The 13836-nt window shown below is 71.8% G+C and carries 12 protein-coding genes, 1 tRNA gene and 2 pseudogenes; 7 read left to right on the top strand and 8 right to left on the bottom strand.

Annotated elements, in window-relative coordinates:
* Positions 1–8: 8 nt before the first annotated feature.
* Positions 9–656, top strand: coding sequence for a response regulator (locus F0L17_RS06905; protein ID WP_238419278.1), 648 nt, complete (start codon positions 9–11; stop codon positions 654–656).
* A 166-nt stretch (positions 657–822) separates the two neighbouring features.
* On the opposite strand, the gene F0L17_RS06910 is transcribed toward F0L17_RS06905, so the two are convergent.
* On the bottom strand, positions 823–1122 hold the full coding sequence (locus F0L17_RS06910; protein ID WP_155070374.1) for a hypothetical protein: 300 nt from the start codon (positions 1120–1122) through the stop codon (positions 823–825).
* A gap of 433 nt (positions 1123–1555) precedes the next feature.
* Here F0L17_RS06910 and F0L17_RS27440 point away from each other — a divergent pair.
* Both F0L17_RS27440 and F0L17_RS06920 read left to right on the top strand, forming a co-directional pair.
* A pseudogene (locus tag F0L17_RS27440) lies at positions 1556–1873 on the top strand (HD domain-containing protein); the annotation flags it as partial.
* 203 nt (positions 1874–2076) lie between these two features.
* Positions 2077–2454 (top strand): annotated as a pseudogene (locus F0L17_RS06920) (tyrosine-type recombinase/integrase); the annotation flags it as partial.
* A 63-nt stretch (positions 2455–2517) separates the two neighbouring features.
* Here the strand turns inward: F0L17_RS06920 and F0L17_RS06925 are convergent.
* Positions 2518–2589: transfer RNA gene (locus F0L17_RS06925), tRNA-Val, on the bottom strand.
* Positions 2590–2760: 171 nt separating this feature from the next.
* Between F0L17_RS06925 and F0L17_RS06930 the strand changes: the two genes are divergently transcribed.
* From F0L17_RS06930 to F0L17_RS06940, 3 genes are all read left to right on the top strand, one after another.
* Positions 2761–3528 (top strand): DUF4097 family beta strand repeat-containing protein, encoded by a 768-nt coding sequence (locus tag F0L17_RS06930; protein WP_155070375.1) that lies wholly within the window; start codon positions 2761–2763, stop codon positions 3526–3528.
* Positions 3529–3565: 37 nt separating this feature from the next.
* On the top strand, positions 3566–4876 hold the full coding sequence (locus F0L17_RS06935; protein ID WP_155070376.1) for a hypothetical protein: 1311 nt from the start codon (positions 3566–3568) through the stop codon (positions 4874–4876).
* A 74-nt stretch (positions 4877–4950) separates the two neighbouring features.
* Positions 4951–5172: an FmdB family zinc ribbon protein gene (locus F0L17_RS06940; RefSeq protein WP_155070377.1), complete on the top strand. Its 222-nt coding sequence runs from the start codon at positions 4951–4953 to the stop codon at positions 5170–5172.
* A gap of 51 nt (positions 5173–5223) precedes the next feature.
* Here the strand turns inward: F0L17_RS06940 and F0L17_RS06945 are convergent, their stop codons facing one another.
* The 4 genes from F0L17_RS06945 to F0L17_RS06960 form a co-directional block, all read right to left on the bottom strand.
* Positions 5224–5895, bottom strand: a complete 672-nt coding sequence (locus F0L17_RS06945) for an O-methyltransferase (protein WP_155070378.1) — start codon at positions 5893–5895, stop codon at positions 5224–5226.
* The gene (locus F0L17_RS06950; RefSeq protein WP_338017989.1) at positions 5892–6734 is read right to left on the bottom strand and encodes an HAD family hydrolase; all 843 of its coding nucleotides are present in this window, start codon (positions 6732–6734) and stop codon (positions 5892–5894) included. Before F0L17_RS06950 ends, F0L17_RS06945 begins: the two co-directional genes overlap by 4 nt.
* Positions 6731–9178: a phosphoribosyltransferase domain-containing protein gene (locus F0L17_RS06955; protein ID WP_162466757.1), complete on the bottom strand. Its 2448-nt coding sequence runs from the start codon at positions 9176–9178 to the stop codon at positions 6731–6733. The genes F0L17_RS06950 and F0L17_RS06955 overlap by 4 nt, the downstream gene beginning before the upstream one ends.
* Positions 9179–9288: 110 nt before the next feature.
* Positions 9289–10461, bottom strand: coding sequence for an HpcH/HpaI aldolase/citrate lyase family protein (locus F0L17_RS06960; protein WP_155070379.1), 1173 nt, complete (start codon positions 10459–10461; stop codon positions 9289–9291).
* A gap of 188 nt (positions 10462–10649) precedes the next feature.
* Here F0L17_RS06960 and F0L17_RS06965 point away from each other — a divergent pair, with 188 nt between their 5' ends.
* The gene (locus F0L17_RS06965; protein ID WP_155070380.1) at positions 10650–11690 is read left to right on the top strand and encodes a TerD family protein; all 1041 of its coding nucleotides are present in this window, start codon (positions 10650–10652) and stop codon (positions 11688–11690) included.
* A gap of 75 nt (positions 11691–11765) precedes the next feature.
* On the opposite strand, the gene F0L17_RS06970 is transcribed toward F0L17_RS06965, so the two are convergent.
* Both F0L17_RS06970 and F0L17_RS06975 read right to left on the bottom strand, forming a co-directional pair.
* Positions 11766–12524, bottom strand: coding sequence for a Tellurium resistance (locus F0L17_RS06970; protein ID WP_155070381.1), 759 nt, complete (start codon positions 12522–12524; stop codon positions 11766–11768).
* A 135-nt stretch (positions 12525–12659) separates the two neighbouring features.
* Positions 12660–13811, bottom strand: coding sequence for a DUF475 domain-containing protein (locus tag F0L17_RS06975; protein ID WP_162465906.1), 1152 nt, complete (start codon positions 13809–13811; stop codon positions 12660–12662).
* Positions 13812–13836 lie beyond the last annotated feature (25 nt).

Here is a 13836-nt window from a genome sequence, read left to right on the forward strand (position 1 = left end):
ATGACTGGATGCCGGAAGCGATCTGGATCAAGCTAATAGGTACCCTGCCCAGCCTCTTCTGGGTGACCTTCGCCACCGTTGTCTACCTGTCGTTACGGAAAACGATTATCCAGAGTCTGGTTCCCCGGGTCACCGCGCTTCGGGCTCTTGGGGTCGAGGTGGAAATCGCCGGTCAGCTGCTCGATCAAGCCACCGAGCGGAGCGACATCCCCGTGACGCCGGCTGATAGGCGTGGAGTCCTGAACAGACTGGAGCATGCGGCCGAAACTCTGCGGGGCGGCAGTATCCTCTGGGTCGATGACCACCCGGAGTTCAATTACCCCTTGACCAAAATATTCCGGTCTATGGAAATGCGCGTGGACGCAGTGCGCTCAACCGATGACGCGTTGATTGCCCTGCGCCGCGATTCGTACGACATCATCCTCAGCGACATAGACCGGCACGGGGATCCGCAGGCAGGTATCAGCATGCTACGCGAGCTGGAGACTCAAGCGATCAATCTTCCGGTATTGGTCTACTCGGCCAACTTCAACCCTGAACTTGGGGTTGACCGTCGCATCTTTGCCGCGACCAATAACCCGGTGGAAGTGGCGCACTACGTAATCGACCTCTTGGAGCGAGTCAGGTTCGGCTCACCGAATGTCCGAGGTTGGTGAAGTCTTGATGACGAGCCAGGCGAGGCGGGAGCGCTCAGAAGCCGAAGAAGTGACGCGGTGCCTCGCTGACCTGAGGCCTTCAGGCGACCAACGCTGTGACCTGCGACTTACCCGCCGACGGTTGTCAACGTTGGTCGCCTTCGGTTGCCCTCGGACGGCCCAGCGGTCAGTACCGGAAGCGCGCGGAATCCCCGTTGATGCGCAGTAGGAAGTCCGTGATGGGCTCGCTTCCGTCCTCTGGAACCAACTCAAGTTCCAATGCGTAGATGGCCTCGTCGGCCTCCACGGCAGCATCGGTGTCCTGTCGCTCCCAAGCAGCGTGTGAAGTCTCGAAGAGAGGCCTGAGGGCGGGCCAACCGCTCGAAGCCTCGAACCGACAGTCATGCCAGAACATGTCGACGCCTTCGAGGGAGAGCTTGCCGACCTCTTCCTCACCACGGCACAGTCGCCACACGCGGTCGCTCATCTCCGCTCCTTTCGACCAGAGAGCCGCACCGTATCGCGTGGCCGGTGTGGAAAGGCTTTGGGCGGGAGCTGCCTTGGGGCGAGAGGTCGGGGCCCGTAAGCTTTCGGCGACTCGGGCGGTCTGTGGACCTGCCCGCTAATGCCCGATGTGGGCCCCGATCTTCAAGGCTCGCCCCAAGGTGGCTGCCTAAAGCCGTGGAGCCGGCCGGCCCCAGCCACCGCGGGTTCTCCTCAGCCAGCTCCTCGCCGTTCGGCGCGTGGCCGGCGGTCCGGGCCGGAGCGGGGCGAAGACATGAGCGACGGGCCGGACCGCCGGGCCGCGCGACGCCGCGCCGTGCGCGGCGGAAGCGCCTTGATGAAGTAGGGAAACTCTTACCGCGCTGCTCGGCTCCTGGGCCCTGATGTCGGCGCTCCTGCTCGGCCACCGTGTGGGCATGTCGTCTTCGCTGGATACGCCCCAGGGCGCGGCCGAGCCGGCCGAGTCGCTGCCACCCCCGCTTGGGAACCGTTGGCTGCACACTCAGGCGGTCGCGGAGCGGGCCCGTGAGGTGTCTCCGACTGTGCCCGAGGATGAACGGGATCTTCTCGTCGCCGCTGCCTGGCTGCACGACATCGGGTACGCACCCGAGCTGCGGGAGGCCGGCTTCCATCCGCTCGATGGTGCCCGGCACCTCGAATCGCTGGGCGCTCCGCGTCGGCTCGTCTGTCTGGTCGCCCACCACTCCGGCGCCGTCTACGAGGCTGAGCAACGGGGCCTGGTCGCCGAGCTCGACCCCTACGAGCGGGAGGACTCGCCACTCTTGGACGCCCTGATCTACTCGGACATGACCACCGGACCGGCAGGCCGGCGCTTCGACTTCGGCCGGCGCATTGACGAGATCCTGGTGCGCTACGAGCCGGGCAGTGAGGCGCACACCGCGCCGGACAGCTGTGGCAGCGCTTCACCAACCGGCTGCGCCGGGAGATCGTCGGTCTGCGCTGGGCCGACGTGGACCTGGAGCGGCGGGAGATTCGCGTTCGGAAGCAGCGGCAGCGGGTCGGCGGGGAGCTGTACGAGGACGATCCCAAGGGGCGTCGCCGTCGCCAGACGTTGCCGCTCCCAGCCATGTGCATCGCTCCCCTGCGGTGGCAGCGGACGAGGCAGGCGGCACAGTGGGAGAAGGCCGGCCCCGACTGGCAGGAGCCGGGCCACGTCTTCACCACCCGGACCGGCCGTCCGATCGAACCGCGGAACCTGTACCGGTCCTTCACCCGCGTCGCGAAGAACGCTGACCTCCGGGTGATCCGGCTGCACGACGCCCGGCACGGCTGCGCGACGCTGCTGACCGCCGCCGTTGATGTCAGATGGTGATGTCAAAGCCCCCCGGCCTCGTTCGGCCGGGGGGCTTCGTGCCGGTGGGCGCAGACGGGTTCGAACCGCCGACATCTGCCTTGTAAGGGCAGCGCTCTACCGCTGAGCTATGCGCCCGGGGATGAGTTCACAGCCTACCGCGCCCGGGGTGATGTGCCACAAACCGCGTCGAGCGGGGGCTGTCCCCACCCCCGGGCCGGTGGCGCGCGGGATACCGCGGCGGGGTCGGCGACCCTACCGTCGGTGGTCGTGACGGTCCGTCACGGCAGCCGACGGAGGAGACGCCCGATGACCACCGAGACCCGCCGCAGCACCGTACGCGTCCTGGCCGCCGTCGCCATGACGGTCACCGTGGCCGCGGGGGTCGCCGGCTGCGCGGACGCCGACGACGCCGCGCCCGAGCACCGCGTCTTCGAACTCGGGAAGGACCGGCGGGCCCTGGTGGTCGACGTGGACGACTCGCCGCTGGAGCTGGTCGCGACCGGCCGGCGGGACGTACGGGTCACCCGGTGGTTCGACGGCCTCGCCTACGGCGGCAGCGCGGGCGCCCGGTGGACCTTCGAGGACGGCACCCTCTCCCTGGGTCCACGGTGCGCGGGGCCGGCGAGCTGCGACATCCGGCACCGGGTGGAGGTGCCCCACGGGGTGGCGGTGCGGGTGGTCGGCGACAACGGTGACGTGACCGCCGGCGGTTTCCGCGCCGCGCTCGCCGTCGAGGTGGACAACGGGAAGGTTCGGGTGCGGAACGTGACCGGGCCGTTGGAGCTCAGTGGCGACAACGGTTCCGTGGAGGCCACCGACGTCCGCTCCCGCGAGGTCGTCGCCGAGACGGACAACGGCGGGCTGAAGCTCGCCCTGACCGGGGTGCCCGGGAGCGTGGAGGCCCGCAGCCACAACGGTTCGGTCACCGTCGAGCTGCCGCGCGCCGCGTACCGGGTGGACGCGGGCGCCGACAACGGCAGCGTCCGGGTGGAGGTGCCGCGCGACCCCCACGGCGAACGCACCGTCGCCGCCCACAGTTCCAACGGGAACGTGACGGTGCGCACGGCGGGCTGATCGCCGCCCCGTGTGTTCGTGGGTACCGGGTGGGAGAATGACACCCGGGCCGGTGAGCACGTACGGGGAGAGGACACACGTGGCGAGTGTGAACGGCGGCGGAGCGCGTCGCTGGGGTTGGGGAGGCGGCGGTCGCGCCGAGAACCGCCGTGCCGAGGCCCAGGACGCCAAGGACGCGGCGGCCGCGGCGTTCTACGAGCTGGACACCGCCCAACGCGATCTGCGGATCTCCATCGAGACGCTCGACGCCGTCGACGACTCCCCGGCCGCCCGTCGGGCCGTGGCCGACTTCGCGGAGTTCGGCCGGCGGATCGACCGGGTCAGCCACGACTACATCAGCGCCGTGGACGCCCACGACCTGGACCGCGACGATCTGGACGCCGACACCGCCTCCCGTGCCCGTCGGGCCCTGGTCGAGGCCAGGGAGGCGCTGGAGCGCACCCGCCGGGACCTGGAACGGTTCGGGCAGGGGCTCACCCCGCTGCTGGAGAAGGCGGAGAGCCGACTGGCCCGGCTGGCGCCCGCCGTGGAGCGGGCCCGGCAGGCTCTGTTGGCCGCCACCGAGGCGCTGGACGCGGTACGGGCCTCGGGGTTGCGGGCCGACGACCTGGCCGCCCGGTTGGCGGCTCTCTCCCCGGAGCTGACGAAGCTGAACGAGGGCGCGGGGCGCCACGGGGTGCGGGAGACCATCCAGCGGGCGGACCGGTTGCTGCGCGAGGCGGAGGAGGTGCGCGAGGAGGCCGAGCGGTTGCCGGAGCGGGCGGCCGAGATCGACCGGCGGCTCGCCTCGCTGCGCACCCGCGCCCAGGCCCTGCACACCCGGGCGGGCAAGGTCGAGCCGGTGCTGAGCGAGTTGCGGCGGCGGTTCACCGCGGCGTGCTGGGAGGATCTCCAGCAGGTGCCCGAGCAGGCGACGCGGGCGGTGCTGCAGGCGGAGGAGAGGCTGGCCGAGGCCCGTCGGGCGCGGGAGGAGCAGCGGTGGGCGGACGCCACCGCGCTGCTGGCCACGGTGCGCGCGCTGTTGAACGAGGCGGATGAGGCGGTGTCGGCCGCCGGCGACCGTCTCCAGCGGTTGAACGACGTCTCCTTCGATCACTCCGGCGAGGTGGAGCGGGTGCGCTTCGCCATCCGTGACGCCCAGCGGTTGGCGATGAGCGGGCGCAGTCGGCCCGATCCCCGGCACGCGGGCCCGCTGGACGGCGCGGTGGCCCGGTTGGAGCGGGCGGAGGCGGGGCTGTCCGGGCGGCATCCGGACTGGTGGCACTTCGTGACGGAGCTGGACGCCATCCGCGAGACGGTGGCGCGGGTGGTGCGGGAGATACGGCGGGAGCGGGCGGCGGGTGGCTGACCGTCCGGCCGAACCCCTCCACCGGGTTGTCCACAGCCTGTCCGTGGCGATTGACCTGCGGCTATCCTGCTCGCATGCCCCGCTATGAGTTCCGTTGCCGCGCTTGCGGCACCACGTTCGAGGTGAACCGCCCGATGGCCGAGTCCGGCGCTGCCGCGAGCTGCCCGGAGGGCCACGACGACACGGTGAAGCTGTTGTCCACGGTGGCCGTGGGCGGCACTGCCGCCCGGTCCTCCGCTCCGGCGCCCGGTGGTGGCGGTGGTGGCGGGTGCTGTGGAGGCGGCTGCTGCGGCTGACCGTCCCGCGCCGGGGTCGCGGCGGCGGTCGTCGGGACGCCCGGCCGGCGGCTACCGCCTGCGGGCGATCGTCACTCCGTCGGCGACGGTCAGCAGCACGGCCTCGGTGCGCCCGTCGGCGGCCACGTGTTCGTTGAAGGCGCGGATGGCGGCGGCGTTGCCGGTGGCACCGGGGTCGGCGACCTCGCCGCGGTAGAGCACGTTGTCGGCGACGAGCAGCCCGCCCGGCCGCGTCCGCGGCACCAGCTCCTCCCAGTAGTGGATGTAGTTGTCCTTGTCCGCGTCGAGGTAGGACAGGTCGATCCACGGTTCGGCGGGCAGGGCGCGCAGGGTCTCCAGGGCGGGGGCCAGGCGCAGGTCGACGCGCTCCTCGACGCCGGCCCGTCGCCAGGCCTCGCGCGCCAGGGCCGTCCACTCCTCGGAGACGTCGCAGGCGATCAGCCGGCCGTCCTCGGGCATGGCCTGGGCCATGGCGAGGGAGGAGAAGCCGGTGAAGGTGCCGACCTCCACGATCCGGCGGGCACCGATCAGCCGGACGAGGAAGGCCAGCAGGGGTGCCTGTTCCCGGGCCGACTGCATCCTGGCGGCGTCGGGGTGGCGGGCGCGCGTGGTCTCCACCAGTTCGCTCAGGACGGGGTCGAGCGGCGGGTTGTGGTCCAGGACGTACCGGTGGAGCTCGGGGGTCTGCGGGGGACGCTTGTCGCGGGGTGCCGGTGTGGTCATGTCGACATCCTCACCCGGTCCTGTGTGGCCCGCAGCATCTCCCGCGCGATCCGCTCCCCCGCCGCCGCCCCCAGCTCGGGCAGGGCGGTGATGTGTTCGGCCGTCCACCCCAGGTCGGCCAGTTCCCCGTGGCCGGGACGCCAGCCGGCGTCGGCGGCGAGCAGCAGGTCGGCGTCGAGGAGGGAGTCGCCGGCCGCCAGCACCCGTTCGGCCCCGGTGCGGCGGGCGATCTCGGCGACGGCGGCGCTCTTGGTGAGCGGGCGGGGAACGGCGTAGATCTTGCGTCCCTGGAGGGAGACCGTCCAGCCGCGTGGTCCGGCCCAGTCGGCCAGTTCCTTCACCCAGGTGTCGGGCAGCTTCTCGCGGTCGACGACGAGGTAGGCGAACAGGTCCTCGGCGACGCGTTCCTTGAGCAGCCAGGTGGGGTCGGCGGTGCCGACCATGCGGGCGCGGACCTCGTCCAGGGAGGCGCAGTCGGCGGCCAGGGCGCGACGCACCCGGGCGTGCCAGTCGGGGTCGGACTCGCCGTCCACCAGCAGGTGGCCGCCGTTGGCGCAGACCGCGTAGGTCGGGGGCGGGCCGGGCAGGTGGACGCGTCCGTACTGCTCGCGGGTGCGGGTGGTGGTGGGGACGAGGACGGACCGCTCGGCCAGCTCGGCCAGCAGCACGGCGGCGGCCTCGGTGACGTACGACAGGGGCGCGGAGCGGTAGACCTCCACGCACAGCAGTCGGGGGGCCTCGGCGTCGGGCACGGTCAGTGCGAGGGCGGCGGCGGAGTAGATGAGGGTGCGGTCCAGGTCGCTGGCGATCAGCGCCCCGGAGGTGGCGGGGGCGGTCACCGGGCGACCTTTCCGTCGGCGCCGGTCGCGCCGCGCGTGTAGCGGGGGTGGATGAGACCGACGCAGGAGTAGGTCAGGTCGTCGGTCTCCTCGACGGGCACGCCGCGCTGGTCGGCGAGGAGCCGTATGTGGTCCAGGTCGGCGCCCGCGCCGCGCCGTACCAGCACCCGCCAGGGGACGCGGCGCAGCAGTACCCGGGTGGTCTCGCCCACGCCGGGCTTGACGAGGTTGACGTCCCCGATGCCGTACTCCTCGCTGATCCGCTCGACCGTCCGCCGACCGGCCCAGGTGGGGGTGCGGTCGGCGGCGAGCAGCTCCCGTGTGGAGACGGCGACGTCGGGGCGCACCGTGTCGAAGTGGGTCTCGACGGTGTCCAGGAAGTACCGGGAGACGTCCGCGTCGGCCAGCTCGCGGTAGAACTTCGCGCCGTGGAAGTCGCCGGGGCCGACGAGGTCGGCGCGGAGCACGGTGCGCGAGACGAGGCCGGAGACGGTGGAGTTGAGGCAGGCCGAGGGAACGAGGAAGTCCTCGCGGGTGCCGTAGGTGCGCACGCAGCCGCCGGGGTCGGCCAGGACGGCGATCTCCGGGTCGAAGCCGGGGAAGGGCCGCAGCGCGTCGGCGAGTTCGCGGGTGATGGCGCCCTTGCCGGTCCAGCCGTCGACGAAGACGATGTCGGACGGGTCGTGGTGGGCGGCCAGCCAGCGCAGGGCGGTGGTGTCGATGCCGCGGCCGCGGACGATGGAGACGGCGTAGTGCGGCAGGTCCAGGCCGTGGACGTGCCGGGCCCAGCGGCGCATCAGCACCCCGACGGGCGTGCCGGCGCGCGCGAGGGAGGCCAGGACGATGCCCCGCCCCCGGGGCCCTCGGGGGCCTCGTTCGGCGAGCAGGGTCTCGGTGACGGTTCCGACCGCGTGGGCGACGCGCGCGGCGGAGGCTTCCAGGGCCTGGTGGAACAGCCGCTGGTACTCCCGGCTCGGCTGGTACTCCACCGGCAGCGACTCGGCGTAGTGCGCGCCGCCGGACTGGATGGCCTCCTCGCGTTCCTCGGTGGGTGCCTCCAGTCGGACGTCGGAGAGGTCCTGGAGGAGCCAGCCGACGTCCTCGGCCCGGTAGGAGGAGAACCGTGGGCCGCGCAGCGGGGAGGGCAGCGGCAGGTGGGAGGGCACGACGGCGAGCAGCACCCGGCCGGTGTGGGCGGCGAGGTGGGCGAGCAGGCCGTCGGGGGCGTGCAGGGCGGGGGTGTCGGCGGCGGAGTCCACCACGGTGACGATGGCGTCGAAGCCCCGACCGGTGGTGTCGTGGACGTTGTAGGCGTAGCGGAGGCCCGGTGCGTCGGGGGTGCCGTCGGCGGGGTCGTCGTGGGCGGGGAAGACCAGGCGGGTGCGTATCGCGTAGCCGGGCTCGTCGACCGCCAGGACGGGCGAGCGGGTGGTGGTGGAGAAGCGCACCTCGGCGTCGGTGGCGTCGGTGAGCGCGCCGGCCAGCCGCAGCGGCGCGTACATCAGTTCCTCGCAGCCCAGGACGAGGACCCGCCACGCCCCGTCGGGCAGGTGCGCCGCGATCCGCTCGGCCATCGCCGGCAGGGCGGCCTCCAGGCGGGCGCGGTGGGCGGGGGTGAAGCCGTGCCGTCCGCCGTCGGGGACGCCCAGGGGCCAGCCCAGGTCGACGCGGCGCACCTCGTACGGCCCGTCGGCGGGCGGGGGCGGCGGGGTGTCGTGGGCCAGGGCCAGGGCGGCGCCGCGTTCCAGCACGTCCTCGGGGAGACGTACGGTGCCGGTGGCCAGGGCCACCACGTCGAGGCGGGCGCCGAGGTCGGCGGCGAACTTGTCCAGGCGGGCACGGTCGGCCTCGCCGCGCAGGTCGGTGAGGGCGACGATCACGTAGCGCTCGCGCGGGAAGGCGCGGTGGAGGGCGGCGATGGTGTTCAGGACGGTGGTGCCGGTGGAGAACTCGTCGTCCACCAGGACCAGCGGGCCGTCCCCGGCGAGCAGTTCCGGGTCCTCGGGCAGCAGCAGGTGCGAGGTGGCGTGGGAGTGTTCCTCCTCGAAGCCGCCGACGGGTCGCACGCCGGGGACGCGGCGGCGGGTGGAGTGGAGGTAGTCGGCGGTGCCCAGGCCGTCGGCGACGCTGTGGCCGAGCGCCGTGGCCGTTTCGGCGTAGCCGAGGACGACGGCCCGGTCGGCGTCGTCGCCCAGCAGGGCTCGGACCCTCTCGCCCAGGCCGACCCCGGTCCCGTGGACGATCTCCGGGAGTTGCGGCACGTGTTTGCCCAGCACCCGGGAGACCAGCAGGTGGGCGCGGCGGGGGTTGCGGCGCAGGGCCAGGCCGACCAGGTCGCGCAGACCGTCGGGTTCGCCCGGGGGCGTCTCCAGCCGGACGCCCAGGCGCCGTGCGACCCACTCCCCCGGCCACCGCCGGGACGTGGGGGGCCGCTCGTCCTCCACGGCCCGTCCGTCGTCGTCCGTCCGTCCGTCCGTCGCCGCGTCCCCGTGCTTTTCCGTCGTCACCGTGTCGTCCGTGTCCTTCGTCGTCGCCGTGTTCGTCCGTGGTGGGTTCACGAGGCCGTTCCCGCCGCCAGCAACTCGACGAACCCCACGCCCTCGCGGGCGACGCCGAAGGCATCGGCCCGCAGCAGGGTACGTTCGGCCCAGGCGCGGTGCGGCTTCACCTCGTTCATCTTGTTGGTGTACGCGGACCGCACCACGCCGCCTCCGTCGCGTTCGGGCCTCAGGATGTCCGTGGCGTCGCTGAACTCCTCGTGGCTGACCACCGACAGGGCGTGCACGGGGGCCACGTGGGAGGGGTGTATGCAGGTCTTGCCCGTCAGGCCGTTGGCACGGTCCAGTTCGATCTCGCGCAGCAGGCCGTCCATGTCGTGTGCGATCAGTTCGGTGCGCAGTTCCTCGGCGCGGCCGGTGAACGGGCTGCGGCGCAGTTGCGGCTTGAACATCCGTTCCTGGAGCCGGAAGTACTCCCACACCGGTCCGGTGACGGTGAACCCCGTCCCGTCGGCACGGCCGAGCACGTTGACGACGTCGGCGATGACGGAGGCGACGATCTGCACGTCGTAGGCGGTCATCTCGGGGCTGCGGCGCAGCCCGTAGGCGGAGCAGAAGTCGGTGACGCCGAGGCGGAGTGCCAGGACCCGCTCGCGGTACTTGTCGACGGTGCGGGCGATGCCCGTCAGGGTCTCCACGCGCGTTTCCAGGTGCAGCAGTTCGGGGGACTCCAGGACGGGCATGGCGAAAAGCCGTCTTCCGCAGGCGGCCTCGGCGTCTTCCAGCGCCTCCAGGAAGGGGATGCCGCGCTCCTCGGTGAACTTGGGCAGCACGAATCCGGACAGCAGGCGCGCGGCGGGGCCCAGCCGGCGGGCGAGGCCGGTGATCTGGGAGGGTTCGCGGACCCGGACGAACAGCAGCGGCGGTTCGTCGACGCCCGTGCCGGTGTCGTCGGCCAGCACGGTGAGCTGCGCGACCAGGTTCTCCTCGGCCCGGGCCACGTCGGCGTCGCCGATGGAGTCCTCCAGGCAGAGGACCATGGAGACCACTCCGCGCCGCCTCTGTTTGAGTACGTCGTCGGCGAGCCGGGGACGGGTCGCGGGGCTGTAGAGGGTGGCGCCGAGGGCCACCGAGAGCAGTCGGGCCGGCGAGTGTGACGTGAACTCGACCGGCTCCCGGTGGAACAGCTCGCGTCGGACCTCGGGCCGAAGGTGTCCGAAATGCTGCATGGGACCCCCGTTTCCTGACCGGTTTCATGGCTTTCATGAACGCGAACCGGCCAATCGCCTCCTGCACAGTACGCAGATGCGCGGCTCGAAAGTTACCCCACGCACGAACAAAGCATGATGTACGGGTAAACCTCGGGGGTCACGGCTCCCGCGTTGTACCGACGCGCCGGGGCAGGCAGGATGGCCGTATGACGCACGCAATGCTGAAGGGGTCGAACATCCAGCTCCAGGCGGCGGCCGTGCGCGCCGTACTGCGCTGGACACCGGGCACGGACGTGCACTACGTCGACGCCTCCGCGCTGCTGCTGGGCACGGACGGGCGCGTGCGCTCCGACGAGGACTTCGTCTTCTACAACCAACCGCGACACCCCTCGGGACTGGTCCGGTACCTCCCCAAGCGGAACGAGCCCGAGGGCCTGACCGACACGGTCGAGGTGGACCTCGCCGGACTCGACCCGTCCGTGGAGCGGGTGATGCTGTCGGCCTCGGCGGACGGCGGCACCTTCGCGGACGTGCGCGACCTGGTGCTGCTGGTGGTGGACGCCGGGAGCGGGGAGACGGTCGCCCACTTCGAGATCCACCCCGAGACGGGCTCGGAGACCGCGCTGATCTGCGGCGAGCTGTACCGGCGCGGGGACGGCTGGAAGTTCCGGGCGTTGGGCCAGGGGTACGACACCGGGCTGACGGGGCTGGCCACGGACTTCGGAGTCACGGTCGAGGACGCCCCGGACACGGAGGGCGGCCCCGCCCAGACGATTCCGCAGCCGCCTCCCGAGCCGGACTTCCCCGACCCGGACCCGGCGCCCGAGCCCCGGCCGGAGCCCGAGCCGCACCCCGAGCCGCCGCCCGGCCCGACGCCTCCGCCGCCGCGTCCCGTCCCCGGGCCCACCCCCGGTCCCGAGCCGCTGCCGGAGCCCGAGCCACAGCCGAGCCCCGAACCGGCCGCCGCCTCGGCTCCGGTCCCGGCCTCCCACCCGACGGCACCGGTGCCCGCGCAGCCCGCCGCGGGCCCTCCGGCCTTCCCTCCGGCGCCCCCCGTGCCTCCGGGGGAGCCTCCGGCGGGCGGCTACCCGCAGCCGCCGGCGCACACGCCGCCCCGGCCCGCGTACGGGTATCCGCACGGCACGGTGCCGCCGCCCCCGCCGGTGCGGCCTCCGGCGGCTCCGCCCGCGCAGCCCGATCCGGCCTTCACGCTGCCCCCGCAGGGGCCGCAGTTCCTGGGGCGCTGACCGGCCGGCGCCCCGCCCGGGAGAGGGACCGTGCGCGGTCCGCCCCGGCCCGGGTGGGGCGCCGGCCGGCGTCCGTCAGGCCCGGGAGGTCTTCTTCTTGTAGCCGCGTCCCCACTGCAGGCCCCAGCCGTAGAGTCGGTCCAGTTCGGACTGGAAGCCGTAGACGTAGCGGACCTCGCGGCGCACCACCAGATGCCCCTTGGTGTCGTGCTCGATCAGCACCACCGCGCACGAGCGCGCCTCGGGGGCCCGTTCGTCGAGCCCGATCTCGATGCGGGGGCCGTTGCCGGGGATGAGCGTGACCACCCCCTGCGTACGGTCGAACGCGGGGGTGCCGTCGTAGATGTAGACGAAGACCAGCAGCCGTTGGATCTCGTCCTTGTGGTCGAGGTTGACGTAGATGGTCTCGCCCGAGGAGCCGCCGAAGCGGTCGTCACCGCTGAGCTTGACGTACGGCGGCGCGTTGATCTCCCCCAGCAGGCCGCCCAGGGACTGCACGACGCCCTTGGAGCCGTCCTTCAGTTCGTACAGGCAGGCCAGGTCGAGGTCGACCGTCACCATGCTCTGGGTGTGCCCCTGCACCGGCTCCGGCTTGAACGCCCGGAGCGGGTTGCGGAACAGGCTGTCGCGTCGCGGTCGCCCGTCGAAGTCGGAGGAGCGCATCCGCCAGGAGAGGTTGATCTGCAGATGGCCGCTGTCGGCGCCCTGTCGGGTGAGCGAGACCGTCGGGTGCCGCTTGGACAGCTCCATCGCGTACGTCCCCGGGCCGCCGATGGTGTCGAACCTCGGGCCCCTGCGCATGCCGCCGCGCCAGTTCTCCCAGAGGGAGACCATGCCTTCCCACCCCACCTTCCGAGCGGACGTCCGTCTCCGTCGCCCACGATCCCTGCCGTACGTGATGCGACGGGGCGGCCACGAGGCTCCGCCTCGTGGCCGCCCCGCACAGAGCGTTCCGCAATCGTGGAACCGTCACACCCCGGAGGGGACTTCCGGCTTCTCCTTCGAGGCACCGCCCTCGCCGCCGCCCTTCGCGGCGTCGAGGCGGTTGTGCCGCACCGAGGTCCAGAAGGCGGATCCGATCAGGGCGACACCGATGAGGCCGGTGACGACCTCGTTGACGTGCCACCGGATGGTGATCAGCAGCAGGACGCCCAGGGCACCGATGGCGTAGTGGGCACCGTGCTCCAGGTAGCGGTACTCGTCCAGCGTGCCCTGCCGGACCAGGTAGACCGTCAGGGACCGGACGTACATCGCGCCGATGCCCAGGCCCAGGGCGATGATGACCGGGTCGTTGGTGATCGCGAAGGCGCCGATGACACCGTCGAAGGAGAAGGACGCGTCCAGGACCTCCAGGTAGAGGAACATGAAGAACGCGGCCTTGCCCGCCAGCAGGACGACCGAGGGTTCCTTGCCGGCGCGCCGGGCGGCCTCCTCGGCCTCCTCCAGCTGCTCCTCGTCCTCTTCGATCTTGTTCTCGAAGTGGCTGGAGAGACCGTTGACGATCAGGTAGGTGAGAAGACCGGCGATGCCCGCGAGGTAGACCGTCGCGGATTCGTCGGCGTGGCCCTCGTAGAGCACGGCGTGGGTGCCCAGGACGCTGCCCGAGATCAGCAGGGCGATCAGGGCGACGACCACCGCGAGGCCCTCGACCTGCCCGAAGCGGGACAGCGGGCGCTCGATCGGCTTGAGCCAGTGGATGTCGCGGTCCTTGTCGAAGAGGAAGTTGAGGAAGATCATCAACAGGAACATGCCGCCGAAGGCCGCGATCGACGGGTGTGCGTCAGTGACCAGCTGCTCGTACCGTTCCTGGTCGTTCAGGGCCAGATCGACCGCCTCGATCGGCCCCAACTGGGCCGAGACGGAGACGATCACGATGGGGAACACCAGGCGCATGCCGAACACGGCGATGAGGATGCCGATGGTGAGGAAGATCTTCTGCCAGAACTCGTTCATCTTCTTCAACACACCGGCGTTGACGACGGCGTTGTCGAAGGACAGCGAGATCTCCAGGATGGAGAGGATCCCCACCAGGGCGAACGCCTCCCACCCTCCGAACAAGAAGGCGGTGACGAGTCCGGCGGCGGTGACGCCGAAGGACCAGCCGAATGTCCTTAGAACCACTGACTACCCAATCTTCTCTGTCGTG

The organism is Streptomyces taklimakanensis, assembly GCF_009709575.1.
Taxonomy (GTDB): Bacteria; Actinomycetota; Actinomycetes; order Streptomycetales; family Streptomycetaceae; genus Streptomyces; species Streptomyces taklimakanensis.

What these genes read in the sequence shown, in the direction of transcription:
- F0L17_RS06910 (WP_155070374.1), bottom strand. Translation starts at nt 1,122, where the DNA reads ATGAGCGACCGCGTGTGGCGACTGTGCCGTGGTGAGGAAGAGGTCGGC.
- F0L17_RS06930 (WP_155070375.1), top strand. Translation starts at nt 2,761, where the DNA reads ATGACCACCGAGACCCGCCGCAGCACCGTACGCGTCCTGGCCGCCGTC.
- F0L17_RS06965 (WP_155070380.1), top strand. Translation starts at nt 10,650, where the DNA reads ATGACGCACGCAATGCTGAAGGGGTCGAACATCCAGCTCCAGGCGGCG.
- F0L17_RS06940 (WP_155070377.1), top strand. Translation starts at nt 4,951, where the DNA reads ATGCCCCGCTATGAGTTCCGTTGCCGCGCTTGCGGCACCACGTTCGAG.
- F0L17_RS06960 (WP_155070379.1), bottom strand. Translation starts at nt 10,461, where the DNA reads ATGCAGCATTTCGGACACCTTCGGCCCGAGGTCCGACGCGAGCTGTTC.
- F0L17_RS06935 (WP_155070376.1), top strand. Translation starts at nt 3,566, where the DNA reads ATGACACCCGGGCCGGTGAGCACGTACGGGGAGAGGACACACGTGGCG.
- F0L17_RS06945 (WP_155070378.1), bottom strand. Translation starts at nt 5,895, where the DNA reads ATGACCACACCGGCACCCCGCGACAAGCGTCCCCCGCAGACCCCCGAG.
- F0L17_RS06970 (WP_155070381.1), bottom strand. Translation starts at nt 12,524, where the DNA reads ATGGTCTCCCTCTGGGAGAACTGGCGCGGCGGCATGCGCAGGGGCCCG.
- F0L17_RS06905 (WP_238419278.1), top strand. Translation starts at nt 9, where the DNA reads ATGCCGGAAGCGATCTGGATCAAGCTAATAGGTACCCTGCCCAGCCTC.